The sequence below is a fragment of the Candidatus Pelagibacter sp. uisw_091 genome, assembly GCF_059512525.1.
Map to the genome: position 1 here is coordinate 326,430 of NZ_CM183455.1, position 24,526 is coordinate 350,955.

29 protein-coding genes are annotated in these 24,526 nt (G+C 30.5%); 21 read left to right on the top strand and 8 right to left on the bottom strand.

Going from position 1 to position 24,526, the window contains the following annotated elements:
- Positions 1–21: 21 nt before the first annotated feature.
- The 6 genes from AC5YGA_RS01715 to AC5YGA_RS01740 are packed head-to-tail and all read left to right on the top strand — an operon-like array spanning position 22 to position 6,873.
- Positions 22–591, top strand: a complete 570-nt coding sequence (locus tag AC5YGA_RS01715) for an NAD(P)H-dependent oxidoreductase (protein WP_415308966.1) — start codon at positions 22–24, stop codon at positions 589–591.
- Positions 533–1,036, top strand: a complete 504-nt coding sequence (locus AC5YGA_RS01720) for a DUF4864 domain-containing protein (protein WP_415308968.1) — start codon at positions 533–535, stop codon at positions 1,034–1,036. The genes AC5YGA_RS01715 and AC5YGA_RS01720 overlap by 59 nt, the downstream gene beginning before the upstream one ends.
- Positions 1,037–1,095: 59 nt before the next feature.
- A complete protein-coding gene (locus AC5YGA_RS01725; protein ID WP_415308970.1) occupies positions 1,096–3,528 on the top strand; it encodes a GcvT family protein in 2,433 nt (810 codons plus the stop codon).
- The gene (locus AC5YGA_RS01730; protein WP_415308972.1) at positions 3,528–4,277 is read left to right on the top strand and encodes an electron transfer flavoprotein subunit beta/FixA family protein; all 750 of its coding nucleotides are present in this window, start codon (positions 3,528–3,530) and stop codon (positions 4,275–4,277) included. The genes AC5YGA_RS01725 and AC5YGA_RS01730 overlap by 1 nt, the downstream gene beginning before the upstream one ends.
- Entirely contained in the window at positions 4,277–5,230 is a 954-nt protein-coding gene (locus AC5YGA_RS01735) for an electron transfer flavoprotein subunit alpha/FixB family protein (RefSeq protein WP_415308974.1), read from the top strand. Before AC5YGA_RS01730 ends, AC5YGA_RS01735 begins: the two co-directional genes overlap by 1 nt.
- Positions 5,231–5,253: 23 nt before the next feature.
- On the top strand, positions 5,254–6,873 hold the full coding sequence (locus AC5YGA_RS01740) for an electron transfer flavoprotein-ubiquinone oxidoreductase (protein WP_415308975.1): 1,620 nt from the start codon (positions 5,254–5,256) through the stop codon (positions 6,871–6,873).
- On the opposite strand, the gene AC5YGA_RS01745 is transcribed toward AC5YGA_RS01740, so the two are convergent.
- Positions 6,874–7,092: a hypothetical protein gene (locus tag AC5YGA_RS01745; protein ID WP_415308977.1), complete on the bottom strand. Its 219-nt coding sequence runs from the start codon at positions 7,090–7,092 to the stop codon at positions 6,874–6,876.
- Positions 7,093–7,195: 103 nt separating this feature from the next.
- On the opposite strand from AC5YGA_RS01745, the gene AC5YGA_RS01750 reads away from it, so the two are divergent.
- A complete protein-coding gene (locus AC5YGA_RS01750; protein WP_415308979.1) occupies positions 7,196–8,161 on the top strand; it encodes a hypothetical protein in 966 nt (321 codons plus the stop codon).
- A 9-nt stretch (positions 8,162–8,170) separates the two neighbouring features.
- Here the strand turns inward: AC5YGA_RS01750 and AC5YGA_RS01755 are convergent, their stop codons facing one another.
- The 3 genes from AC5YGA_RS01755 to hisI form a co-directional block, all read right to left on the bottom strand.
- Positions 8,171–9,022, bottom strand: a complete 852-nt coding sequence (locus AC5YGA_RS01755) for a bile acid:sodium symporter family protein (RefSeq protein WP_415308981.1) — start codon at positions 9,020–9,022, stop codon at positions 8,171–8,173.
- Between the two features lie 61 nt (positions 9,023–9,083).
- Complete coding sequence (locus tag AC5YGA_RS01760; protein ID WP_415308982.1) at positions 9,084–9,458, bottom strand: DUF2237 family protein; 375 nt, start codon at positions 9,456–9,458, stop codon at positions 9,084–9,086.
- Positions 9,459–9,926 (bottom strand): phosphoribosyl-AMP cyclohydrolase, encoded by a 468-nt coding sequence (gene hisI, locus AC5YGA_RS01765; RefSeq protein ID WP_041185798.1) that lies wholly within the window; start codon positions 9,924–9,926, stop codon positions 9,459–9,461.
- Between the two features lie 77 nt (positions 9,927–10,003).
- Between hisI and folE the strand changes: the two genes are divergently transcribed.
- From folE to AC5YGA_RS01780, 3 genes are read left to right on the top strand one after another with little or no spacing between them, the layout of a single operon-like run.
- A complete protein-coding gene (gene folE / locus AC5YGA_RS01770) occupies positions 10,004–10,612 on the top strand; it encodes a GTP cyclohydrolase I FolE (RefSeq protein ID WP_271564482.1) in 609 nt (202 codons plus the stop codon).
- Positions 10,613–10,632: 20 nt separating this feature from the next.
- On the top strand, positions 10,633–11,634 hold the full coding sequence (locus tag AC5YGA_RS01775) for an oxidoreductase (protein ID WP_415308985.1): 1,002 nt from the start codon (positions 10,633–10,635) through the stop codon (positions 11,632–11,634).
- Positions 11,635–12,522, top strand: coding sequence for a LysR family transcriptional regulator (locus AC5YGA_RS01780; RefSeq protein WP_415308987.1), 888 nt, complete (start codon positions 11,635–11,637; stop codon positions 12,520–12,522). It abuts the gene before it with no gap.
- A 2-nt stretch (positions 12,523–12,524) separates the two neighbouring features.
- On the opposite strand, the gene AC5YGA_RS01785 is transcribed toward AC5YGA_RS01780, so the two are convergent.
- On the bottom strand, positions 12,525–14,222 hold the full coding sequence (locus tag AC5YGA_RS01785; RefSeq protein WP_415308989.1) for a short-chain fatty acyl-CoA regulator family protein: 1,698 nt from the start codon (positions 14,220–14,222) through the stop codon (positions 12,525–12,527).
- A 117-nt stretch (positions 14,223–14,339) separates the two neighbouring features.
- Here AC5YGA_RS01785 and AC5YGA_RS01790 point away from each other — a divergent pair, with 117 nt between their 5' ends.
- From AC5YGA_RS01790 to AC5YGA_RS01840, 11 genes are all read left to right on the top strand, one after another.
- A complete protein-coding gene (locus AC5YGA_RS01790; protein WP_415308991.1) occupies positions 14,340–14,501 on the top strand; it encodes a hypothetical protein in 162 nt (53 codons plus the stop codon).
- A gap of 55 nt (positions 14,502–14,556) precedes the next feature.
- Positions 14,557–15,834, top strand: coding sequence for an isocitrate lyase (gene aceA, locus AC5YGA_RS01795; RefSeq protein ID WP_415308993.1), 1,278 nt, complete (start codon positions 14,557–14,559; stop codon positions 15,832–15,834).
- Positions 15,835–16,269: 435 nt separating this feature from the next.
- Positions 16,270–17,289 carry an extracellular solute-binding protein gene (locus AC5YGA_RS01800; RefSeq protein WP_415308995.1) on the top strand — a complete coding sequence of 340 codons (1,020 nt, stop codon included), beginning with the start codon at positions 16,270–16,272 and terminating at the stop codon, positions 17,287–17,289.
- Between the two features lie 7 nt (positions 17,290–17,296).
- Positions 17,297–17,482 carry a hypothetical protein gene (locus tag AC5YGA_RS01805; RefSeq protein WP_168607384.1) on the top strand — a complete coding sequence of 62 codons (186 nt, stop codon included), beginning with the start codon at positions 17,297–17,299 and terminating at the stop codon, positions 17,480–17,482.
- Between the two features lie 130 nt (positions 17,483–17,612).
- Positions 17,613–18,116, top strand: a complete 504-nt coding sequence (locus AC5YGA_RS01810; RefSeq protein WP_415308997.1) for a peroxiredoxin — start codon at positions 17,613–17,615, stop codon at positions 18,114–18,116.
- 144 nt (positions 18,117–18,260) lie between these two features.
- Positions 18,261–19,880 (top strand): ABC transporter permease, encoded by a 1,620-nt coding sequence (locus AC5YGA_RS01815; protein WP_415308999.1) that lies wholly within the window; start codon positions 18,261–18,263, stop codon positions 19,878–19,880.
- A gap of 4 nt (positions 19,881–19,884) precedes the next feature.
- Entirely contained in the window at positions 19,885–20,943 is a 1,059-nt protein-coding gene (locus tag AC5YGA_RS01820) for an ABC transporter ATP-binding protein (RefSeq protein ID WP_415309001.1), read from the top strand.
- Between the two features lie 18 nt (positions 20,944–20,961).
- Positions 20,962–21,660, top strand: coding sequence for an AzlC family ABC transporter permease (locus AC5YGA_RS01825; RefSeq protein WP_415309003.1), 699 nt, complete (start codon positions 20,962–20,964; stop codon positions 21,658–21,660).
- The gene (locus AC5YGA_RS01830; protein ID WP_415309005.1) at positions 21,660–21,977 is read left to right on the top strand and encodes an AzlD domain-containing protein; all 318 of its coding nucleotides are present in this window, start codon (positions 21,660–21,662) and stop codon (positions 21,975–21,977) included. The genes AC5YGA_RS01825 and AC5YGA_RS01830 overlap by 1 nt, the downstream gene beginning before the upstream one ends.
- 22 nt (positions 21,978–21,999) lie before the next feature.
- The gene (locus AC5YGA_RS01835; protein ID WP_415309007.1) at positions 22,000–22,893 is read left to right on the top strand and encodes a DMT family transporter; all 894 of its coding nucleotides are present in this window, start codon (positions 22,000–22,002) and stop codon (positions 22,891–22,893) included.
- A gap of 76 nt (positions 22,894–22,969) precedes the next feature.
- The gene (locus tag AC5YGA_RS01840) at positions 22,970–23,335 is read left to right on the top strand and encodes a TlpA family protein disulfide reductase (protein ID WP_415309009.1); all 366 of its coding nucleotides are present in this window, start codon (positions 22,970–22,972) and stop codon (positions 23,333–23,335) included.
- 25 nt (positions 23,336–23,360) lie between these two features.
- On the opposite strand, the gene AC5YGA_RS01845 is transcribed toward AC5YGA_RS01840, so the two are convergent.
- The 3 genes from AC5YGA_RS01845 to AC5YGA_RS01855 are packed head-to-tail and all read right to left on the bottom strand — an operon-like array spanning position 23,361 to position 24,519.
- The gene (locus AC5YGA_RS01845) at positions 23,361–23,546 is read right to left on the bottom strand and encodes a hypothetical protein (protein ID WP_415309011.1); all 186 of its coding nucleotides are present in this window, start codon (positions 23,544–23,546) and stop codon (positions 23,361–23,363) included.
- Between the two features lie 2 nt (positions 23,547–23,548).
- Positions 23,549–24,001: a DUF4396 domain-containing protein gene (locus tag AC5YGA_RS01850; protein ID WP_415309012.1), complete on the bottom strand. Its 453-nt coding sequence runs from the start codon at positions 23,999–24,001 to the stop codon at positions 23,549–23,551.
- Positions 24,001–24,519, bottom strand: coding sequence for a cupredoxin domain-containing protein (locus tag AC5YGA_RS01855; RefSeq protein WP_415309014.1), 519 nt, complete (start codon positions 24,517–24,519; stop codon positions 24,001–24,003). The genes AC5YGA_RS01850 and AC5YGA_RS01855 overlap by 1 nt, the downstream gene beginning before the upstream one ends.
- Positions 24,520–24,526 lie beyond the last annotated feature (7 nt).

Below are 24,526 nucleotides of genomic sequence, written 5' to 3' on the forward strand. Positions count from 1 at the left end.
AACTAGTTTAAAAATACACAAATGAAAAAAATATTTCTTTTATATGGTCATTATAACGAAAAATCTTTTAACGCTGCTATTAGAGATACATTTATAAAAACAGCTGAAGCAAATGGTCATTCAGTTGATTGTGTAGACCTATATAAGGAAAAATTTAACCCTGTTTTTGCAGGTGAAGAGGCTGGTGAGGATGTTTTAAATCATCGTAAAAGAATAGAAGATTGTGATATAATTGTTTTAATTGCTCCAATTTGGAATTTTAGAATGCCAGCAATTGTGGAGGGATGGATAGATAAAGTTTTGTCACCACCATGGGCATTTACATTTAAAAAATTAGTTGGAAATTATGGTTATCCAATGGGAAATTTAAAAGATAAAAAAGCTATAATTTTTTGTACTTATGGGTCTCCAAGGCTCGCTATTACAACCTTCTTTTTAAACCTGCCTATAAGAAGATTAAAAAGAGGGGTATTTCACATGTGTGGCATTTATAATATTGTTTACAGAAGATATTTTGCTGTACCGTTTGTTAGTGATAAAAAAAGAGAACAATTTTTGGAAGACGTCAGAACAACTGCACAAAATCTATAAAGTAATTTTAATTACTTTATTTTTAACATCTCCATCATTTGCTGAATTAGTTAAGCCTAATAATGGGATTGAACCTTATCAAGTTGTCAAAATCCAATTAAGAAGTTTAAAACAGAATGATAATCCAAAAAAAGATAATGGAATTGAGCAGACTTGGGAATTTGCACACCCAAATAATCAAAAAAATACAGGTCCTTTAGATCGATTTAAAACTATGATAAAAGGAAAATCTTATGTGATGCTTCTTAATCACTTGGACCATAAGGTTGTGGAGATAAAATCTGATGATTTAACTGCTCTTTTTGAGGTAACAGTTCTTGATAGAGATAAGGTCTACTATAAATTTAAGTGGGCAGTTGAAAAATATATAAAAGAGGGTCCTCTTAAGGACTGTTGGCTGACCACAATGGTCTCCGCACCAATGCCTCTTGGATCTTCAGTTTAAGCTAATAACTAAACGATTTTTGTTTCGTTAATAATAAAAAAATAGTAGGAATCGGACTAATGAAATCTAAAGCTAAAGTTGTTGTAGTTGGTGGTGGTGTAGTAGGAGTTAGTGCACTTTATCACTTAGCAAAAAAAGGTTTATCTGATGTTGTTCTTGTCGAGAGAAAAGAATTAACTTCAGGATCAACTTGGCACGCAGCAGGTCTGCTTCCATTATTTAATATGAGTTATTCAGTTGGGCAGCTTCATAAGTATGCGGTTGATCTTTATAAAAAATTAGAAGAAGAGACAGGACAAAATGTTGGCTTCAGTGTTGTCTCAAACATTCGTTTAGCAAGTACTAAAGATAGAATGGATGAGTACTACCAATATGCAGGTGTTGCACAAACTATAGGTGTTGATGTAAAATTTTTAACTCCAGATCAGGTAAAAGAAATTTGGCCTTTATGTCGTACGGATGATTTACTTGGCGCAATACAACACCCTGAAGATGGATACATTCAGCCTGCAGATTTAACACAAGCAATGGCAACTGGTGCAAGAAATATGGGTGCAGAGATTTATAGAAATACAGCTGTAGTTGGAATTAAACAAACTAAAGATGGATGGATTGTTGAAACTGATAAAGGAGCTATTGAATGTGAACATGTTATTTCTTGTTCAGGAAATTTTGCAAGACAAACTGGAAAAATGGTTGGTTTAGATATTCCAGTTATTCCAGTTGAACATCAATATATTGTTACAGAAGCACACCCAGATATTTTAAAAAGAAAAAAAGAAGGCTTACCAGAGATGGGAGTTTTAAGAGATAGTGATAGTAGATGGTACATGAGAGAAGAAGCAGGTGGTTTAATATTAGGACCCTATGAGGATGGTGCTCCAGCTTGTTATGTTGATGGACCATCAAAAGATTCTGAGTATGAATTATTTCAAGAAGATTTAGATAGACTTGCTCCGCACATAGAAGGTGCAATTCATCGTGTTCCAGCCTTTGGCGAAGTAGGTGTAAAAAAAGTTTATAACGGAGCAATTTGTTACACACCTGATGGAAACCCTATTGTTGGTCCAGCTTGGGGACTTAAAAATTTTTGGATAAATGAAGGACATAGCTTTGGTATTACTGCAGCAGGTGGAGCGGGTTGGCAACTTGCAGAATGGATTGTAGATGGAGAACCAACAATTGATATGCTTGGTGTTGAGCCAAGAAGGTTTGGTGATTATGCAACAAAATCATATTTAAAAGAAAAAAATGAAGAAGCTTACAACCATGTATTTAAAGTTCATTATCCTGATGAAGAAAGAGGTGCTGCTAGAGAATTAAGAACATCACCTTGCTATGATAGAATGAAAGCATTAGGTGCTGTTTTTGGGCAAAAATTTGGTTGGGAGAGACCTAATTTCTTTGCAGTAGATGGAATGGAACAAAAAGATGATTGGTCTTTTAGAAGATCCAAGTGGTTTGAAGCAATAAAAAAAGAATGTAAAAATGTAAAAGAAAATGTGGGTCTTTTAGATATGACTGCATTTGCAAAATGTAGAATTAAAGGATCTGGTGCAGAAGAATTTTTAGATTATTTAGTAGCAAATAAACTTCCAAAAAAAATAGGAAGAATTGGTTTATGTCACGCCCTTAATACTAAAGGAGGAGTGCATTCTGAATTTACAATAATGAGAGAAGCTCCAGATAGTTTCTATTTAGTTTCTGCAGGAGCGAACCAAAGATTAGACCATGACTGGATTCAAAAATGGATGCCAACTGATGGGACAGTTCAATTTGAAAATCTAACTAATAGTATGGGTGTGCTAGTTGTGTCTGGTCCAAAGGCTAGAGAATTAATGACAAGAGTTTCTAGTGATGATTTTTCTAGTGAAAACTTTAAATGGTTGAGTGCTAAAAATGTAAATGTTGGAAATGCACCAGTGAATGCTATGAGAGTAAACTTTGTTGGTGAATTGGGTTGGGAGCTTCATCATCCAATTGAATACCAAAACCATATATTTGATAAATTGATGGAAGCTGGAAAAGATTTAGATCTTAAGCCTTATGGAATTAGAGCAATGAATAGTTTAAGACTTGAAAAATCTTATAAACTTGTTGGGACAGAATTATCAATTGAATATTCACCTTACGAATCTGGACTAGATAGATTTATACATCCTAATAAAGGAAACTTTATAGGCTTAGAAGCACTTAATAAGTGGAGAGAAAAAGGTTTTAAAAATAAACTGGTTACTATGGAGATTCACAATGTTGAAGATGCAGATGTTCTAGGAAATAATCCAATTTATGAAAACAATAAAGTTGTTGGACGTGCAACAGGAGGAGATTTTGGATTTAGACTGGGTAAATCTATTGCATTAGGAATGGTGAACCCTGATGTTGCGACAACTGGTCAAAAATTGAAAATTGATATTTTAGGAAAAATGTACGATGCTACTATATTAGACGAGAGTCCTTACGACCCAGAAAATAATTTATTGAGAGCATAATGAAAATATTAGTCGCTGTTAAAAGAGTAATTGATTACAACGTTCAAGTCAGAGTTAAAGAGGATGGAACTGGTGTTGTTACTGATAATGTAAAAATGTCGAGTAATCCACCCGATGATAATGCGATTGAGGAAGCTGTAAAAATTAAAGAAGCAGGTAAGGCAACAGAAATTATTGCAATTACAGTCGGTGAAGAAAAATCACAAGAAACTGTTAGAAAAGCTTTGGCAGTTGGTGCTGATAGAGGAATTTTAATCAAAACAGAAGGAATTGTTGAGCCATTAGCCGTAGCAAAAGCACTACAAAAAATTGTTGAAAAAGAAAAACCTGACCTAGTTTTTATGGGTAAACAAGCAATTGATGATGACTGTAATCAAACAGGTCAAATGTTAAGTGCTTTATTGAATTGGCCTCAAGCAACATTTGCATCAAAAATTGAAATAAAAGACAAAACTTTAGAAGTAACAAGAGAAATTGATGAAGGATTAGAAACAATTGAAGTTAACCTTCCAGCTATTGTGACATGTGATTTAAGATTAAATGAGCCACGTTATGCTTCACTACCAAATATTATGAAATCTAAAAAAAAACCTTTAGAAATTTTAACAGCTGCTGACTTAGGAGTTGATACCACACCTAGAGTTCAACAAATTAAAGTAGAAGAACCACCAAAAAGAAAAGCAGGAATTAAAGTTGCAAGTGTTGCCGAGTTAGTTAGCAAACTTAAAAATGAGGCAAAGGTAATATAATGTCAGTTTTATTAATAGCAGAGCATAATAATAAAGAAGTAAGACCTTTTACATTAAACGCAATTACTGCAGCATCACAAATGGATGGAGATGTACATGTCCTGTTAATTGGAAATAATTGTGGAGATGTTGCTAAATTATTATCTGAAATGCCAGCTGTTAAAAAAGTATTACATACTGAAGCTCCTCACTATGAAAACTATTTAGCAGAAAACTTTGCACCATTAGTTGTAAAAGTTTCAGAAAATTATTCTCATATTGTTAGTTCTGCAAATACATTTGGTAAAAATTTGATGCCAAGAATAGCAGCACATTTAGACATATCTCAAGTAAGTGATATTACTAAAGTGATATCAGCTGATACATTTATAAGACCTATTTATGCGGGTAATGCATTTGCTACTGTAAAAAGTACAGATGTAAAAAAATGTATAACAATTAGACCAACATCTTTTGAGCCTTGTGAAACTTCTGGTGGCTCTGCTCCAATAGAAAAAATTGAAGCTACTGAAGAATTTACATTGTCAAAATTTATTAAAAGAGAAGAGGTTAAGTCAGATAGACCTGAACTTGGCACTGCTAGAATTGTAGTTTCTGGTGGAAGAGGAATGCAAAATGGAGAAAATTTTAAATTAATAACTGACATTGCAGATAAATTAAATGCAGCGATTGGAGCATCACGTGCAGCAGTTGATGCGGGATACATTAGTAACGAACATCAAGTTGGTCAAACTGGTAAAGTTGTTGTGCCTGATTTGTATATTGCAGTTGGAATTTCAGGAGCAATTCAGCATTTAGCTGGAATGAAAGAAAGTAAAATTATTGTTGCTATAAATAAAGATGGTGAAGCGCCAATATTTAGTGTCGCAGATTATGGTCTGGAAGCAGACTTATTTGAGGCGTTACCTCAATTCTTAGAAGAATTGAATAAATTAAATAGTATACAAAAATAATCAGTACTGTAAAAATTCAAGATATGCCTAGAGAAGCAATGGATTATGATGTGGTAATCGTTGGGGGTGGTCCTTCAGGACTGTCTACGGCAATTAAACTTAAGCAATTAGATCCAGAATTAAATGTATGTTTACTTGAAAAAGCCTCAGAGATTGGTGCACATATTTTAAGTGGTAATGTGTTTGAAACTCGAGCTTTAGATGAGTTATTACCAAACTGGAAAGAACTTAATTCACCTATAAAAACTAAGGTTTCTAAAGAAAAATTCTTATTTTTAAGCAAGACAAAATCATTAAGCTGGCCGACATGGCTACTTCCATCAGTTCAACAAAATCATAATAATTACATAATCAGTTTAGCAAACTTATGTAGATGGCTAGCAGAACAAGCAGAAGCTTTAGGTGTTGAAATATTTCCAGGCTTTCCTGCAAGTGAAATTTTATACAATGAAGATGGATCAGTTAAGGGAGTTGCAACTCAAGACATGGGTGTTGATAAAGAGGGAAACAAAAAAGATAGTTTTGAACCAGGCATAGAGCTTTTAGGAAAAGTTACCGTTTTTGCTGAAGGATGCAGGGGACATCTTGGAAAACAATTAATAGAAAAATATAATTTATCAGAAGGTAAAGATCCTCAACAATATGGAATTGGATTTAAAGAAATTTGGGAAATCAGTGAAAAAAATCATGAAGAGGGAATGGTAATGCATACTGCAGGTTGGCCACTTGATAATAATACTTATGGTGGAAGCTTTATTTACCATGCAGAAAACAAGCAAGTTTTTTTAGGTTATGTAATTGGTCTTGATTATAAAAACCCACATCTTTCACCGTTTGATGAATTTCAAAGATTTAAAACTCATCCTGCAATTAAAAAAATAATTGAAGGTGGAAAACGTATTTCTTATGGTGCACGTGCTCTAATTGAAGGTGGACTTCAGAGTTTACCAAAAATGTTTATGCCTGGTGCTTTATTAATCGGTTGTGATGCAGGAACTTTAAATATGCCTAAGATTAAAGGATCACACACTGCAATGAAAAGTGGAATGATTGCTGCAGAAACTATAAATGAACATTTAAAAGAAAAACAAGATTTATCAATTTATGAAGATAAATTTAAAAAAAGTTGGGTTTATGAAGAACTGCATACTGCTCGAAATGTTAAACCAAGTTTTAGCTGGGGTTTAATTCTTGGAATAATATTTACTGGAATAGATCAAATATTATTTAGAGGAAAATTACCGTTCACCTTAAGACACAAACATGCTGATCACGAAACATTAAAACCAGCAAATGAAATGCTAAAAATTGATTATCCTAAACCAGACAATATAATTACATTTGATAAAACAAGTTCTGTTTATTTAACAGGAACTAATCATACTGACAATCAGCCAGTACATTTACAACTAAAGGATCCAAACTTACCGATAAATTATACTTTAGAAAAATTTGATGAACCTGCACAAAGATATTGTCCTGCAGGTGTTTATGAAGTTCAAAATGAAAATGGTGTAAATAAATTTGTCATAAATTCACAAAACTGTATTCATTGTAAAACTTGCGACATTAAAGAACCTTCTCAAAATATTACGTGGGTGACACCTGAAGGTAGTGGTGGACCTAAATATGGGAATATGTAATTAGAAAGATAAAATTAGTCCAACAATAAAAATTAAACAAATTGTTAATCCTCCAAAAACAAAATTTGCTCTGGTTTCTTTTTCTTTTACTTTTCTTGCTCTATTTAAAAGAATATTTATATCAACTCTTCCTGATAATGAAACTTCCTCTCTTTTTTCAGGGGTCGCTAAAGGAGGAAGATCATTTACCCCAGTTGAAACTATTTTTTCTGCACTCATTCCAGTAATAAATCATCAAACTATTAGAAGTACAATACATCAAATGTTCATTTTGGGTTGACTCTAATTTTAATTACGTTCATTTTGGGTTAAAATATAATTTATGACTAAATTATTACCCAAAGTGTCAAACCAAGTCCGAAGCAAAGATATAGCAAAAGTAATAGAGAAAAACTTTGTCTCGATAATGCCTGTTTGGGCACCATTACAATTAGCTTGGGTGAATAATGTTTATAGAACTTTTCATGATTATGAAAAATTTATGATCATTATGTATTTATTGATGAGAACATTTGAAACTTATTCAAAAAACTTTGTGAAGTTAAATTATGAAGAGTATTTTAATCAAATAAAAGTTGAAATAGATATGATTAATGTAATGGAAATATCTACGACTCTTAATATACCAAAAGAAACAACCAGAAGAAAAATTAATGAATTAGAAAAAATGGGAGCAATAAAAAGAATAAATAAAAAAATTATAATCGATAGAAGCACATGGCCAAATATTAAACCTGAAGAAACGATGAAAAGAATGTCAAGATTTTTATCAACTCTTTCAAAGATGTGTGTTATCGATGGGCTATTATCAGAACCAATCAGTAGTGAAAATCTAACAAAAACATCTAAAGAATATTTTTCATTTGTTTGGAAACTTTATTATGAAATGCAAATGCCTTTTTTATTAAGCTTTAAAAAAACTTTCGGTGATCTAGAATCCTTCCACGTTAATGGGATTTGTTTAATCAATCATGCTCTAAACTCAAAAAAAAATGATAATAGTGAAATGAGTAAAGAATTTTACATAGAAAAGTATTTCTTTGCTGATAAAAAAGATTTTGCAGGTATTAATGCAATGTCTATTTCAGATATTACAGGCATACCAAGAGCTACAGTCATTAGAAAATTAAATAAATTAGTAAAAGAAAAATTTTTAAAAAAAGATGATAAAAAACATTATTCTTCGACAGGTTTTCATGCAAAAAAATTATTAAATGTACAAAAAAATACCTTAAACAATTTATCTAAATTTACTGCACGTATTTATAATCTGTATTCAATTAAATAATATTAAATACTAAGTATTTTTTCTAAGAATAAATACAAAAATTATTGAAGTCATCATCATTATCAAAGCATAAGCTGCTGTGGGTATAATAAAAGTAGCTATACTTTCGCCAAACATTTGTGTTCCAACAAATAGTGCTAAAGTTCCATTTTGAAGTCCACACTCTATTGAAATACATCTTTGTTGTGCAACTCCAGATGCAAAAATTTTTGCAATATAAAAACCTAAAAGCATCATTGACATATTTAGTAGTAAGACGGGCAAGCCAGCTTGAGTAAAATAAGTTATAATATTATCCCATTCCTCTATATAAATTGCAGCAAACACTAATATAAATAGTATGATTGAAATTTTTTGAATTATTGCGGCTTGGTTATCAACAAAATTTCTAGCAAAATGCTTAATTATCATTCCAATTAATACTGGAACTGTAACAACAAAAAACATCTTTAAAGCAATACCAGTCATAGATATTTCTTTAATAATACCAATTTCAAAGAAATCCATAGATGTAAACATTATAAATGGTACAGAAATAATACTAATCAAACTAACTACTGCAGTTAGTGATATTGAAAGTGCAACGTCACCATCAGCAAATTTAGTAATTACATTTGATGTAACACCACCAGGTGCACATGCAATCAACATTAATCCAACAGCAAGTTCTGCTGACAGATTTAATAGTAATGCTATAGACAAAGCAACGATTGGTAGCAAAACTAACTGAGAAATAAAACCGACTAAAAAATCTTTTGGAATTTTAACTACTCTTATGAAATCTTGAATAGTCAAACTCAATCCAAGCCCCAACATTATTAAAGCTAAACCTAATGGAGCTATCTTTGTTGCAATTTCCATTTTTAAAACTTATTAGTTCATTTTGAGTTTTACAAGAAAATGATTTCAATCTTAGGATTAACTAAGATAAATCAATAGCATTTTTCTTTAAAACTTCCATTGAAACAAGCTTTAAAGTTTTTTCATGTGTTCTTTTTAAATAAACAGGACAAGGTTTGCCAGCATCTGCAGCTCTTGCATACCAACTAGCACAAACACACCAACCATCTCCAGCTTTGAGACCTGGAAATCCAAATTCAGGATGAGGAGTTATTAAATCGTTGCCAGCTTCTTTACACCATTCTAAAAATTCTATTGTAACTTTTGCACAAACGGTGTGAACACCGTGATCATTTTCATCAGTGCTACAACAGCCATCTCTATGCCATCCTGTTAAAGGATCGTTAGAACATTCTTCTAGATCTTCACCAAGAACATTTTTTTGTTTGTCGCTCATTTAAATTTTTGTTGGATTGGGTTGACCTTTGTAGACAACCTCTGGATCAAAAGATTTTTCTTTCTCTTCAAACTTCATTTCAATTTCTCTACCATTTTCAATTGGGCCTAATGGAATTGATCTATAAAAACATGATCGATAACCAACATGACAGCTAGAGCCATCTCCAATATCTACAGTTAACCAGATTGAGTCTTGATCATCATCAATTCTAATTTCTGTTACTTTTTGAGTGAAGCCACTAGTTTTACCTTTGTGCCAAATTTGCTGTCTAGATCTACTAAAGTAATGAGCTTCTTTAGTCTCAATAGTTTTTTTAAAAGCCTCAACATTCATGTATCCATGCATCAAAACATCTTTAGTTTTTGAGCACATAGTGATGACTGGAATTAAGCCATCATTATCAAATTTTGGTGAAAGGAGTTTTCCCTCTTCAATTTCGACTATATTTTCTCTTTTTTTAAACATATCTAGGTGATTATGTAGCATATTGAACAATATATTAAATATTTTAAAAACAATGATTTACTGTATAAACTTGCCATATGAAATTAGTAGAAGACACAGATAGCAAAATTTTAGACACCAAAAAAGTTTCTGATAAAGAAGCTGAAGAGGCTTTTAAAACTATTTTAACTTGGATGGGTGAAGATCCTAGTAGAGAAGGATTATTAGAAACTCCAAAAAGAGTTGTTAAAGCATTTAAAGAATATTTTGGTGGATACACTGAAGATGCAAATAAAATTTTAGAGAAAACTTTTGGTGATGTTGAGGGTTATGATGACATGGTTGTTGAAAAAAATATTTCAGTATCAAGTCATTGTGAACACCACATGGCACCTATTGTTGGAACAGCACATGTTGCCTACATTCCAAATGAAAGAGTTGTAGGTTTAAGTAAACTTGCAAGAGTAGTAGAGGTTTTTTCAAAAAGATTACAGACACAAGAAAGATTAACAATGCAAGTTGCTCAAGCTTTAATGACTTCATTAGATGCAAAAGGAGTTGCTGTTACAATTGATGCAGCACACCAATGTATGACAATGAGAGGAATTAAAAAAGAAAATGCAACAACAGTTACAAATTATTTCTTAGGAGAATTTAAAAAAGATTTAAGTATTCAGAATAGATATTTAAGATTTATTAGTAAGTAACCTTCCTAAGGGGGAAAAGTATGTCAGATAATTTTAAAGCACTAGTTGTCAATCAAGAAGGTGAAAATTTTACAAGAGAGGTAAAATCAATAGATAAATCATTTTTAAAACATGGTGATGTACTTGTTCAAGTAGATTATTCAGACTTAAACTATAAAGATGCACTTATTTTAAGAAATGGGGCAAAATTAGTAAAAGAATTTCCACATATCCCAGGCATTGATTTTGCAGGAACTGTCTTAGAAAGTGACAATTCTAAATTTGAAAAAGGGGACGAGGTAATACTTACAGGTTGGAGAGTTGGTGAAATTTATTTTGGTGGCTACTCTCAATTTGCAAAAGTCAATGGAGATTATCTAGTTAAAAAACCAAAAGATATTACATCCAAACAGGCAATGATTTTAGGTACTGCTGGACTAACAGCATTATTATGTTCTTTTGCAATCAAAGCTAGAGAAGAACTTTTATTAGGTGAAAAAGTTAAAGATGTTTTAGTCACTGGTGCTTCTGGAGGTGTTGGAAGTATTGCAGTGATGATTTTAAATAAATTTGGTTACAATGTTACAGCAGTTACCGGAAAAGCTGAAAATGAAGAATATTTAAGATTATTAGGTGCTAAAAAAATAATAAATAAAGCTGATTTAGATAAAGACGCTAGACCCTTAGACAAAGGTCTGTGGGACGGTGTTGTCGATACTGTTGGTGGAAAAATACTTGCTAATGCACTTGCGCAAACTAGAGACAATGGAATTGTTGCGGCCTGTGGAAATGCTTCTGATTATAAATTAAACACTACTGTAATGCCTTTTATTATTAGAGGTGTTAAACTTTGGGGAATAAATTCTGTTACAGCATCGATAAAAAGAAGAGAATTTGTTTGGCATGAAGTTAAAAATATTATTGATTTCGAGCAACTAGAAAAATCAATTAAAACAGTGAGCTTAGAAGATTTAATAGACATATATCCAAAAATGTTAAAAGGTGAAACATCAGGAAGATATATTGTTGATCTTAATAAATAGATGGATTGGGATAAATTAAAAATATTTCATGCAGTAGCGGAAGCTGGAAGCTTTACTAATGCAACAATAAATCTAAATTTAAGTCAATCTGCAATAAGCAGACAAATTCAATCATTAGAACAAGACCTTAAAGTACAACTCTTCGAAAGACATGCAAGAGGTCTTACATTAACTGAAAATGGAGAGTATTTATTTAAAACAGCTCATGATGTGATTAGTAAATTGAAAGAAGTTGAGTCTACATTGGGTGATCAAAAAAACAAACCAACTGGTAAATTAACAATTACAACAGTTAGAAGTTTTGGAACTCACTGGCTAACACCTAGAATTCAAGAGTTTATGACTTTAAATCCAGAAATTGAAATTGAATTAATTTTTGACGATAAAGAGTTAGACTTAAGTACAAGACAAGCAGATTTAGGTATTTTTATGAGAAGACCTAAGCAACTTAATTATATCCAAAAAAAATTAGTAGATATTAAATATTATATATATGGATCAAATAAATATTTAGAGAAACATGGGATGCCAAAAAATGTTACAGATCTAAATAAACATAAATTTATTTCATTTGGTAAAGGAGCACCCTCACCAGTGTATGATCCTGACTGGGCTTTAAAACTTGGAATTAAAGATGCTAAAAAAAGAAAACCAATAATGAAAGTGAATAGTGTCATGGGTTTACTTTTGGCAGTTGAAGCGGGTGTTGGACTTGCAGCACTTCCTGAGTATTTAGTTTTTAATTCAAATAATGTAATAAAAGTTCTCCCAAACTCAGAAGGACCTATAACAGAGGCTCACTTTGTCTACCCTCAATCTCTTAAAAATACAGCAAGAATTACTGCCTTTAGAAATTTCTTATTTAGTAAAATAGGTGATTGGAAATAATTCTAGTTATTTTTGTCGTTAACATAAACTGAAACACCTCTAGAATTAATATCTATATCAAACTTTTTGTGCAGTGGTGGAAAAGCTCTTTGTGAGCAATCTAACCTGTCACAAGTTCTACAAGAAACACCAATAGGAATTTCAGTTTTCTTATCTGAGATATCTAAATTTTCTGTATATACAAATTCTTTTGCATATTTAGCCTCACAACCTAAACCAATTGATAAAATACTTTTTGATAAACCATATCGACCAACACCTTTTTCAACAGTTCTTGCAATACACACATATTTTTCACCATTAGTCATTTTACTTACTGCGGCTTGTATAACTCCAGGCCTTGTAAAGGCTGAATACACATTCCATCTAGGGCAAGCACCACCATATCTTGGTATTTCAATTCCAGATAAAGAAAATCTTTTAGAAATATTTCCTGCAATATCTGTTCTTAACATATGAAAAGGTATGCCTGGTAATTTAGGATCTTGAAGGCAAGTCACTCTATGAGCAACTTGTTCAAAAGAAGTAGCGAAAGTATTTTGCAAAAGTTCTAAATCATATTTTAGCTCCTTACATTCTGAATGAAATAATTTATAAGGCATTAAAATTGCAGCACCACAATAATTTAATAGTGCAACTTGTGTCAGTCTTTTTGACTCATTAGATGGAAAATTAAAATTAGATAGATATTCATTAATTTCTTTTGACGCACCTTCTTGAGCAATTTGAGATGCAGCATGTAATTTTTTAGTTTCTAAAGTATTATAATCACTTAATAGAAGTTCTTTTTTTTTATTATTATAGATTTTTGAAAAAGGTTTGCCATCTTCTGGAATTATATCTTTAACAATTATTGAATATTCAGATTTCAAAAAATCGCATAGAGCAATATATCTTGTCCTATTATTAACTTGAACTTTATTAAAGATTTTATCTGCAAATTTTTCTAATTTAGGAAAGTAGTTCTTATTTTCTTGAAGGAAATCTGATATTACCTCTCCAGGAAAAGCTGTTTTCCTACTATCAATTTTTTTTCCTGAAATATCCTCAACTTTATTAACTATATCATGGTCTTTTTGTTTGAAATTATCTCCTAATTTAATTAATGCTTTTGCAATTTTTGGATTGGTATTTACTAGATCCTTTACTTCAGGCCCTAATATATCTAAGTCTTCAAACAATTGATCATCTAAAAGCTCAGAAATATCATTTTCTAAATTAACATCAGCCTTGCTAGTTAAATCAGATAAGTTAACTCTTAACTCTTTACTAACTTTAATTAATAAGTCACCATCAATATTTCTTTTTCCACTTTCAATTAAGTTTAGATAGCTTGGAGAAATTTTTATTTGTTCAGCAAATTTATTTGCCTGCAATCCTAATTGTCTTCTAAATGCTTTTATTTTAGGTCCAATTTTTAAATCAGATTTATTTATATTTTTATTTTTTAAAAATTTAGTAATTGCAATTTTTGAATTATCTAAACTAATTTCTCTTTCACTAGTAAGATCAGACAACTCAATTCTTAATTCATTGCAAATTTTAATTAATAGATCAGCATCAATATTTCTTTTTCCGCTTTCAATTAGATTTAAATAGCTAGGTGAAATATTTATTTGTTCAGCTAACTTTTTAGCTTGAAGACCTAACTTTCGCCTAAAGTTTCTAATTTTATTGCCAATACTGACGTTTATACTCATTTTTATTCTCTTATTTGTAAATTTTGTAAATTTTAATTTACAAAAAATAAACTCAGTTTACAAGTAAAATGGTACTTTTTAGTAGTATTTGTAAATCTTGTAAATTATATATTTCATATGAATGAAAAATTAAAAAATACAGAAAATGACGCTCAAATCATAAGAGAAGAGGATTTATCTGCATATAAAGCAAAAGGTATCTATATGAGAGATGATCATTGTGATTGGGGTTCAAGTGGAATGGAAGCTTTAGTTGATCAAATCAACGATAGTAACTAATTCGTTCACTTAAAATCTAATTTTCTTAACTACATAACCTAGAAAGAACCCACTCATGAGCTCAGAAGCCAATGTTTCATACGATTTAAAAAGATTTGCAGGAATTAAAAGAGATTATACTACAGAAGAGGTTGAGAGATTAAGAGGTTCAATTAAAGTTGAATACTCAATGTGTAAACATCAATCTAAAAAATTATGGGATCTTTTGAATTCTGAAAACTATATCAATACATTAGGATCATTATCTGGAAATCATGCTATTCAACATGCCAAAGCCGGATTGAAAGCAATTTATTTAAGTGGATGGCAAGTAGCCGCTGATGCAAATACTGCTGGAGAAATGTATCCTGACCAGTCTTTATATCCGTATGACAGTGCTCCAAAATTAGTTGAGTCAATGAACAATGCACTAATTAGAGCTGATCAAATTCAACATATGGAACTACATGATGGAGATATGCAATCCAAAGATAGAACAGACTATATGTTACCTATTATTGCAGATGGAGAAGCAGGTTTTGGAGGACCATTAAACGTTTTTGAATTAGCAAAAAAATTTATTAAAGCAGGTGCGGCTGGAGTTCATTTTGAAGATCAATTAGCTAGTGAAAAAAAATGTGGCCACATGGGTGGAAAAGTTTTAGTTCCAACTGGCACGATGATTAAGAATTTAAAAGCCGCAAGACTTGCTGCAGATATTGCTGATGTGCCCTTAATAATTTTAGCGAGAACGGATGCAAATGCCGCAAAGTTAATTACAAATGATTTTGATGAAAATGATAAACCATTTTTAACTGGCGAAAGATCACCCGAAGGTTTTTATTATGTTAAACATGGTATTAATCAAGCTATTTCAAGAGGTTTGGCTTATGCCCCTTATTCAGATTTAATTTGGTGTGAGACAGCAACGCCAAACTTACAAGAAGCAAAAAAGTTTGCTGATGCAATTCATGAAAAATTTCCTGGAAAATTATTAGCTTACAATTGTTCTCCCTCGTTTAACTGGAAGAAGCATTTATCAGATGCTGAGATTGGAACATTTCAGCAAAAAATTAGTGAGATGGGCTATAAGTTTCAGTTTATTACACTTGCAGGATTTCATACTCAAAATATTGCAATTTTTGAACTTGCTGAAAAATATAAAACTGAAGGAATGACTGCTTATTCTAAAATACAAGAGCTTGAATTTGCTAGAGAGAAAGATGGTTACACTAGCGTTAAACATCAAAGAGAAGTTGGAACATCTTATTTTGATGCAGTTTCAAATACTATAAGTAGTGGAAAAAGCTCTACAACTGCTATGGCAGGCTCTACAGAATCTGAACAGTTTTAATTAGTCTTTACTTAAACTTTAAATATGTTCTAATATTTAAATGATCCTAAGTGGAATACTTTTAGTCATTTTCTACATTTCTCATCGATATATCGTTGCCTGGATTATCTATTACAATAACAGCGATAAAAGATTTGGTAATTCTATTTGGCGTTGGACTTATGATTATAAGGTTATTGGTGAAAGAGATATTTCAGATCTTGATGATAAGCCCTTTGTAAGGAAAAGAAGAATTAGAAATCGCACAATTACTCTAATGTATTGTAATTTTTTTACAGCTTTTGTTATATCTCTGTCTTTTTTAAGTAATTTACTTATTGCGATATTATCTTAATTAACTCTTGTAAACTGCGTCAATAAATGCGATTGATAATCATTCGCAATGCTAATAATAAGCATTCCAAACTAAATAAACAATAAAAACAGGAAATAATAATGAAAAAAATTACAATTATTGCATTTTTCATGACTTTATTTGCAAACATGACGTTTGCTGCTGAAGTTAATGTATTCAGTGCAAGACATTACGATTCAGACATTCAACTTTACGAAAAATTTACAGCTAAAACTGGAATTAAAGTAAATGTTGTATCTGGTAAAGATAAAGCTCTTCAAAAAAGAATAACTGAAGAAGGTGCCGATTCCAAGGCTGACCTTTATATTACTGCTGATGCAGGAAGATTAGGTGCATTCGCTGCAAAAGGGATGTTCCAAAATTCTATGACAACTGCGATCAAAGCTGCAGTTCCAGCAAATTTTAGAACTTCTAAATGGACTGGAATAGCTAAGAGAGCAAGAATTATGTATTACTCACCTGAAAGAGTAAATGCAAATGAGCTTAACGGTATGACTTACGAAGGTCTTGCTGATCCAAAATGGAAAGGTAGAGTTGTTATAAGAAAATCTAACAATATCTATAACCAATCTCTTGTTGCATCATTAGTAAAAAATAATGGTAAAGCAGCAACTTGTTCTTGGGCAAAAGGTGTTGTGGCTAACATGGCTAGGGACTCTAAAGGAAATGATAGAGCTCAAATTTTAGCTGTAGCTGCAGGTGAAGCTGATCTAGCAGTAGCTAATACATACTACTATGCTTTGATGTTATCTGGAAAAAAAGGTGCTGAACAACAAGCAGCTGCTAAAAAAGTTTTACCTTTTTTCCCTAACCAAGGAGATAGAGGAACTCACATGAACATTAGTGGAGGAGGGGTAATTAAAACTGCACCAAATCCTGATAATGCAAAAAAACTACTTGAGTTTTTATTAACTAAAGAAGCACAAGAACACATAGTTAATAATACATTTGAATATCCAATGATTGATGGTGTTGAACCTCATGCATTAGTTAAACAAATGGGTCTTGGATACAATCAAGATTTAGAAACTAAAGTTGCTAATTATGGAAAACAACAAGCTACAGCACTTGAGTGTATGTTAGCAGCAAGTTGGAAGTAATAAGCTAGTGAAAAAGAATTTATTTAATATTGATTTAGATAAATCTTCTGACGTATATGGGTCACAATCTCTGAAAGCTTGTGATCCATGTGCAGCAGAGTGTGAAAAAATCAATAGAAAAATAAATAATAGAAAATTATCAGATATTGAAGATAAAGAGGTTGCACATATCCTCTCTCCTTTTAATACTTAATTTTCTTTTTAATGATTGTGCTCATAGCTCTACAAAAGGTATTTACCCTACCTAATTTAACTATGAGCACTAAAAAATTCAAATGCAAATAATTCAATTAAACAAACACTTAAAAAATAACAGGAATAGAATGATAGAAGGAAAAAAATGTTCAAATGTAGTTTTGAAAACAAGAAAAATTGGAAAGTGGGTTGATGTAAGTACTGATGAAATATTCAAAGGTAAAAAAGTAATACTATTTTCATTACCAGGTGCATTTACACCAGTATGTTCTGAAAAGCAGTTACCAGGATTTGAAGGAAATTATGATAAATTGTTAGGCCTAGGTATTAATGAAATTTATTGTATTAGTGTTAATGATGGCTTTGTGATGAATGCTTGGGCTGATCAACAAAAATTGAGAAAAGTTAAGGTATTACCAGATGGAAATGCAGATTTTACAAGGGCAATGGGCATGTTAGTTGACAAAAAGCATGTAGGTTTTGGTCTAAGAAGCTGGAGATATAGTGCAATTATAAATGATGGTGTGGTTGAAAAATGGTGGCAAGAGGATGGTATGAATAATGATGGCAGTGATCCTGATCCATATGAACAAACAACTCCCGAGAACTGTATAGAGTATCTATCTAAATAATAAAAGATGCAAACTCATAGCTTATAAGAAAATTTTAAGAATTAGCTCTATAATCTCTCTCTCAAATTGGTTTTAGAGTTGGTATTAACTTCCCTTGGTAACAAGGGAAGTTTCTTAAAAATAATTATTAAGGTATTGTAAATTATGAGATTTAGAAAAATAAATATTTGGTATATATCATCACTACTTATTTCTTTAGTAGTGGCTGCACCGATTTTAACTGTATTTAGCAGTTTTTTTGAAACTACTGGAGATTATAGTTTAATTTTAAAAAATACTTTTCTTTATGATTATATTTATAATTCTTTAATACTTTTAATAGGTGTTTTATTTTTAACATTTATAATTGGTGTTGGATGCGCTTATTTAGTTTCATTTTATAATTTTCCAGGTGTAAATTTTTTTAAATGGTCTTTAATTCTATCTTTTGCTGTCCCAGCTTATATTTATGCATATTCCTTAACTGCTTTTTTTGAAAATTATGGAACAGCTTTTTCAATCTTAAAAAATTTATTTGGAGAAGGTAATTATAATTCCCACATTCCTAAATTTGATGGAATGATTGGAGCCATAATTTCAATATCATTTTCATTATTTGGTTATGTTTATGTTTTAACCAGAACATCATTTCACTATCAGTCACAAAATTTAATAGAACTTGGAAAAAATCTTGGTTTCTCTAAAAAAAGATCTTTTTTTAAGATAATACTTCCCTCTGCAAGACCTGCTATCGTTGCTGGTCTGTCCTTAGTTGCAATGGAAACTTTATCAGATTTTGGATCTGTATCTTTTTTTGGAATATCTACTTTTACTACAGGAATATATAATGCTTGGATTTCTTTTGATGATCTTACTCTTGCTAACAGATTGTCATTTTACCTATTAATTTTTATTCTTGGATTATTTATTTTAGAAAACTTTTCAAGAAAGAAGGCTCAATATCACTCACCTTCTAAAGGAGGGTTTAAATCTAAATCAGTTATTAATTTAAGTGGATACAAGTCGTTTTTAGCATTTTCTTTTTGTATGTTAATTTTTTCTATAAGTTTTTTATTTCCGGTCCTGCAAATGCTTTATTGGACAATTCTATTTCCAAAACATTTAGCTGATTTAGATCTAGTTGACTTATTTTCTAATACTGCAATTTTAGTAATTTTATCTAGCTGCTTATTAATTGCCTTAGCCTTTATTTCAAATTATGGAAATAGAGTTTCTAAAAGTAAATTTTTAAAAGCACTAACTACTTTTTCAATTTCAGGATATGCAATACCAGGGATTATTTTAGCGGTAGCATTCATTACCTTTATCTCATGGTTTGACAGCAGTATTATAGGTCAATTTGAAATGAACAGTATAAAGCCAATTTTTATAGGCTCTATTCTTGGCCTAGTTTTAGTATATTTTATTAGATTTTATTCATTAGCAAGTAACGGAATTAAATCGGGATATTTAAAAATAAACTATTCTATTGATGAAGGTGCATATCTGCTTGGATATTCTAAATTCAAGACATTCAAAAACATACATGTCCCATATCTAAAAAACTCAATTTTATTGATAGGAATTTTATTAACCATTGAAATCATTAAAGAGTTACCAATTACGCTAATTATGAGACCATTTAATTTTGAAACTTTTGCAACAAAGGCATATATCTATGCTTCTCAGGATTTATTAGAGGCCGCAGCAGCCCCATCATTATTTCTTATAATCATTGCAAGTTTCTTTATATTAATTACATCTAAATATATTCTTAAAGACTAAAATTATGACAAAAAATTTTCTAGAAATTGATAATGTAACATTTACCGCTAGCGCACAAAACAAAGTAAGTAATGTCTCATTGACTATTGAAAATCAAGGAGACATTATCTGCTTATTGGGTCCATCTGGAATTGGTAAAACTACAATTCTTAGAACAATTGCTGGTTTAGAAAAAATTAATTCTGGAAAAATTAAATTAAAGAATAAATTACTTTCTTCTAAAGATGTTCATGTAGAACCAGAAGATAGAAACATATCAATGGCCTTTCAAGATAACTCACTTTTCCCTCATTATAATGTTTTAGAAAATATAAAATTTGGTGCTGAGAGAAATAAAAAGAAAAAAAAAGGGCTAAATATAAATGAGATAATTAAATTTCTTCATATTGATCATGTCATTGATAAATATCCACATCAAATAAGTTCTGGTGAAGCACAAAGAGCTTCTTTAGCTAGATCTTTATTGTCAAATCCTGATTTGTTATTATTAGATGAACCTTTATCAAATGTTGATCAGAATTTTAAAGAAGAAATCCAAGTTAAGTTAAAACAAATATTAACAGAGCAAAAAATAACAACCATCATTGTAACACACGACTCATATGAAGCTTTTTATTTAGGTACAAAATGTGGCATAATCCTTGATGAACAATTAAAACAATTTGATGATCCATATAATGTTTACCATTTTCCAAATTCAATAGAGGTAGTTAACTTTTTAAATAGAGGAATTTTAATTCCAGCAAAAGTCACAGGTGAAAATAGTTTAGAGAGTGTTGATTTGGGATCAATAACTGGTAATTTTATAAAACACTACCCAAAAGGATCTGAGGTTCAGCTTCTATTACAACCAGAAGATCTAGAACATGATGATCAAAGTAATTTAAAATTAGAAGTGGTGGATAGAAAATTTAGAGGAACCAATTTTATCTACACACTTAAAACTCAGAGCAATAAGTTAATTCCAGTTTTTGTACATTCTCACCATATCCATCAACATGAAGTAGATGAAAAATTTGGTATCAAGAGACCAATTAATATTGATCATATAGTTTGTTTCTAATACAAAACTTAACTTAAAATGAATGATAGATTAAAAAACTTATCTAAGGGAATAATAGATGTAAGTCCTTTAATGATACCCGTAGTTCCGTTTGGCATCATTTATGGTGTTATTGGTATGGAGTTAGGATTAAGTGCACATATGACATTTGGAATGTCTATTATAATTTTTGGTGGAGCTTCTCAAATAGTATTGCTTCAGTTATTTTCGGGAGGAGCCTCTTCTTTAGTTGCAATAACTTCTGTTGGTGCGGTTAATTCTAGACACTTATTATATGGAGCCGTTTTTTCAGAATATTTATCTCATTTAAAATTAACTTGGAAAATTATTTTATCTTACGTATTAATTGATCAAGCATTTGCTGTCTCAAATACTTATTTTAAAAAAAATAAAAAAAACAGCTTTAAACACTATCACTTATTAGGAGCTGGCTTTACTTGTTGGATCATTTGGCAGATATCAACAATTTTAGGTATAGTTCTAGGATCAGTTGTTCCAGAAGAGCTAGGTTTAAGTTTTGCTATTTCTTTAACCTTTTTGGCTTTATTAATTAATGATTTTAGAAAGTTTAAAAATATTATTGTAATGCTGGTGTCAGGAATAGTTGCAACTATTGGGTATAATACAATACCATTTCAAGCATATATTATTGTTGCAGCAATATCTGCTTTACTAGTTGCCACATTATTAACTTTGATAACTTCAAAGAAAAATTAATGCATTGGTCGACAATTATCTACTGTGGAATTATTACTTATTTAACAAGGTTTTCTATGATTTTTTTATTAAAAGAGGACATATTAAATGATAAGACAAAAAAAATACTCTCCTATGTACCTTCTGCTATTTTCCCTGCAATAATTTTTCCACCAATATTCTTAGATAGTGCAGGCGCAATAGATATTGAAAGTAATCCAAAAATCTTAGCAGCTATATTTGCTATAATTATAGGTTATTTCAGCCGAAGCATTATTGCTACAATATTTGTTGGACTTACTTCTTATTGGTTTTTGATTTTTGTATATTATCAATAGAAAAACTTATAATTAAAATTTTATGTTTCCTAAATTTAAAATTAATAATGAGTTGCTTGGCATATTATATATGCTTTTATGTCAATTCTCATTTGCTACTAATGATGCTTTTGTTAAAGTTATTTATCAAAACTATGATGAGATATTTGTTTTAAATCAAATAATTTTTATAAGAGGTATTTTTACGTTGCTTTTTATTCTATTTTTTCTTTATATTAAGAACGAACTTAATTTTAAATCTATTTTTACTTCAAAAGAGTTAAGAGTCAGAGGTTTTTTAGAATCTTTAGCAGCTCTATTCTTTTTTATTGGTATTGCTTTATTACCCTTTGCTAATGTTTATATTCTTTTAAGCATGGCACCAATTTTATTAACTGCTTTTGGTGCAATATTTTTAAATGAAAAAGTTAGATGGAGAAGATGGAGCGCTGTATTATTGGGCTTTATAGGTGTGGTGGTGGTAATTAATCCTGGAAAATTAGAGTCTAGTTATTATTTTATTTTCCCAATAATTGCTGCAATCATGCTTTCAATCAGAGACATGTACACAAAAAAATTTAAAAAAGATTATCATAGTTTACAAATCGCATTCATGACTTGCTTTGTTGTGACACTTCTTTTTGGTTTATTAAGTATTTATAAATTTTATGATTTTAATTTAATGGATATTTTTATTTTATTTATAGCAGCTTTTTTTTTAGCACTTGGTTATATTTTTTCAGTAGCGACAATTAAAATTGCACTTGTTTCTGTTACCTCCACCTTTAGATATTCGGTAATCCTATGGGGAATATTGTATGGCTACTTCTTATTTGATGAAGTTCCATCTACCAATAGCTATATTGGAGCTATAATAATCATAATTAGTGGATTAATAATTATTTCAAGACAGAAACAGCTTGGAAAAATAAAGTAAAATTACATTAGTTAAATTTAGCACACCCCCTATACCACCTCTTGTTAAGCAAAGTTAACCAATATATATATCATGTATGAGAAAAATTTTAGTTCTAATATTTACGCTTATTTCATTTAACTGTTTTGCTGTGGAAAAAACCACAACTTTTACAAATGAAATTTTTAATAAAGCTCAACTTGAAGGAAAAACAGTTGTTATAAACTCTTGGGAAAAATCTTGTACAACATGCAAAAGACAAATTAAAATTCTAGATCAGGCAGAAAATGAATTTAAAGATGTTCTTTTTTTAAGTTTTGAACAAACAAAAGATAAAGATATAGCAAAACAATTAGATATTGATTATTGGACTACAATTGTTGTCTATAAAAATAATAAAGAAGTGCACAGAAGCATAGGACAAACTAATAAAGCAAAAATCTACGAATTAATAAAATCTTAATCTAAATAACAAAACCAATTAATGTTTATTTGATAATCCAAAAGATGATATTAATTATATAAACTAAAATTCCATAAAATAAGAACATAAGTATTTTATCTTTTCCTGTTTTTTCTTCCCAGTTCAATTTAAATAATACCGATGGAGAGACTACTAATAAGATAACTCCAACTAAAATTACTAGTAATGATAAAATTATAAATACATTCATTTTTAATGACAGGCGATGTTAAATTTTTTTAGTCTCCAATAATTATAAGGCCAGGGAGTTAGAAATCCCACTATTAACATAATAGGCACGACCCAATAAGTAAGTTGAGCTCCACCTGTTAAATAATAATCTGTCAAATTCATTGAAATTTCCATACTAATCATTGAGATAAAGCTCATCCCACAAGCTGTTTTTAGAGCATTTATAAATTTAAAATTCTGTCTAATTAAAATAAAAGTTTCAAGCATGATACTAGTTAGTAAGCCATTAATGATTGCCAAGATCATTATACCAATTATAGGAAAGGGAATTTGAGCCAGTTGAAAAAATAATATTGTTCCAAAATCTCCAATTGAACAACCAATAACACACCACATAGTATTTTTGGCACTTCTTCTCCATGTGTGTTGGCAAGACCAATGAAAATTTTTAGATACAGTATTTTTTTCTATCATTATTGAGCAATTTTTACTTTTGCAATCATACCAACATCATAATGACCTGGAACATTACAGGCTATTTCAATATTTTGTGCTTTAGAAAATTTCCAAATTAAATCTTTTTTTTCTTTTGGTTCCAATAAAACACTATTGCTATGTTGATGACTCATGGATTTATCCATTTCTGCCATTGTAGCCATTTTTTTTCTATCAATACTATCTCCAAGTAAGATTTCATTTTCAACCATTTTTTGCATTTCTGGTTGGTGCTTTTTGTGCATCATGGCATTTGCAATATTAAACTCATGAACTAACTCACCAAAATTTTCTACTTCAAATCTTACAGTCTCTTCAGCTTCAAAATTGAAAGAATTAGGTTCAAAATAGTTATCATACATTTTAATTCTTATTACTCTTGTAACATCATCACTTTTACCTTCTGTGCCAACACTCATCATATTTTTATCTGCATTGGATTGTGTGGAAAAAGAGAAAACTGTAAAAAGCATTAGTATGTATAATTTTTTAATCATATTTATT

Bases quoted from the DNA above. Each gene is read 5' to 3' on its own strand.
- AC5YGA_RS01715 (WP_415308966.1), top strand. From the start codon at position 22: ATGAAAAAAATATTTCTTTTATATGGTCATTATAACGAAAAATCTTTT.
- AC5YGA_RS01725 (WP_415308970.1), top strand. From the start codon at position 1,096: ATGAAATCTAAAGCTAAAGTTGTTGTAGTTGGTGGTGGTGTAGTAGGA.
- AC5YGA_RS01730 (WP_415308972.1), top strand. From the start codon at position 3,528: ATGAAAATATTAGTCGCTGTTAAAAGAGTAATTGATTACAACGTTCAA.
- AC5YGA_RS01735 (WP_415308974.1), top strand. From the start codon at position 4,277: ATGTCAGTTTTATTAATAGCAGAGCATAATAATAAAGAAGTAAGACCT.
- AC5YGA_RS01740 (WP_415308975.1), top strand. From the start codon at position 5,254: ATGCCTAGAGAAGCAATGGATTATGATGTGGTAATCGTTGGGGGTGGT.
- AC5YGA_RS01745 (WP_415308977.1), bottom strand. From the start codon at position 7,092: ATGAGTGCAGAAAAAATAGTTTCAACTGGGGTAAATGATCTTCCTCCT.
- AC5YGA_RS01750 (WP_415308979.1), top strand. From the start codon at position 7,196: ATGACTAAATTATTACCCAAAGTGTCAAACCAAGTCCGAAGCAAAGAT.
- AC5YGA_RS01755 (WP_415308981.1), bottom strand. From the start codon at position 9,022: ATGGAAATTGCAACAAAGATAGCTCCATTAGGTTTAGCTTTAATAATG.
- AC5YGA_RS01760 (WP_415308982.1), bottom strand. From the start codon at position 9,458: ATGAGCGACAAACAAAAAAATGTTCTTGGTGAAGATCTAGAAGAATGT.
- hisI (WP_041185798.1), bottom strand. From the start codon at position 9,926: ATGTTTAAAAAAAGAGAAAATATAGTCGAAATTGAAGAGGGAAAACTC.
- folE (WP_271564482.1), top strand. From the start codon at position 10,004: ATGAAATTAGTAGAAGACACAGATAGCAAAATTTTAGACACCAAAAAA.
- AC5YGA_RS01775 (WP_415308985.1), top strand. From the start codon at position 10,633: ATGTCAGATAATTTTAAAGCACTAGTTGTCAATCAAGAAGGTGAAAAT.
- AC5YGA_RS01780 (WP_415308987.1), top strand. From the start codon at position 11,635: ATGGATTGGGATAAATTAAAAATATTTCATGCAGTAGCGGAAGCTGGA.
- AC5YGA_RS01785 (WP_415308989.1), bottom strand. From the start codon at position 14,222: ATGAGTATAAACGTCAGTATTGGCAATAAAATTAGAAACTTTAGGCGA.
- AC5YGA_RS01790 (WP_415308991.1), top strand. From the start codon at position 14,340: ATGAATGAAAAATTAAAAAATACAGAAAATGACGCTCAAATCATAAGA.
- aceA (WP_415308993.1), top strand. From the start codon at position 14,557: ATGAGCTCAGAAGCCAATGTTTCATACGATTTAAAAAGATTTGCAGGA.
- AC5YGA_RS01800 (WP_415308995.1), top strand. From the start codon at position 16,270: ATGAAAAAAATTACAATTATTGCATTTTTCATGACTTTATTTGCAAAC.
- AC5YGA_RS01810 (WP_415308997.1), top strand. From the start codon at position 17,613: ATGATAGAAGGAAAAAAATGTTCAAATGTAGTTTTGAAAACAAGAAAA.
- AC5YGA_RS01815 (WP_415308999.1), top strand. From the start codon at position 18,261: ATGAGATTTAGAAAAATAAATATTTGGTATATATCATCACTACTTATT.
- AC5YGA_RS01820 (WP_415309001.1), top strand. From the start codon at position 19,885: ATGACAAAAAATTTTCTAGAAATTGATAATGTAACATTTACCGCTAGC.
- AC5YGA_RS01825 (WP_415309003.1), top strand. From the start codon at position 20,962: ATGAATGATAGATTAAAAAACTTATCTAAGGGAATAATAGATGTAAGT.
- AC5YGA_RS01830 (WP_415309005.1), top strand. From the start codon at position 21,660: ATGCATTGGTCGACAATTATCTACTGTGGAATTATTACTTATTTAACA.
- AC5YGA_RS01835 (WP_415309007.1), top strand. From the start codon at position 22,000: ATGTTTCCTAAATTTAAAATTAATAATGAGTTGCTTGGCATATTATAT.
- AC5YGA_RS01840 (WP_415309009.1), top strand. From the start codon at position 22,970: ATGAGAAAAATTTTAGTTCTAATATTTACGCTTATTTCATTTAACTGT.
- AC5YGA_RS01845 (WP_415309011.1), bottom strand. From the start codon at position 23,546: ATGAATGTATTTATAATTTTATCATTACTAGTAATTTTAGTTGGAGTT.
- AC5YGA_RS01850 (WP_415309012.1), bottom strand. From the start codon at position 24,001: ATGATAGAAAAAAATACTGTATCTAAAAATTTTCATTGGTCTTGCCAA.
- AC5YGA_RS01855 (WP_415309014.1), bottom strand. From the start codon at position 24,519: ATGATTAAAAAATTATACATACTAATGCTTTTTACAGTTTTCTCTTTT.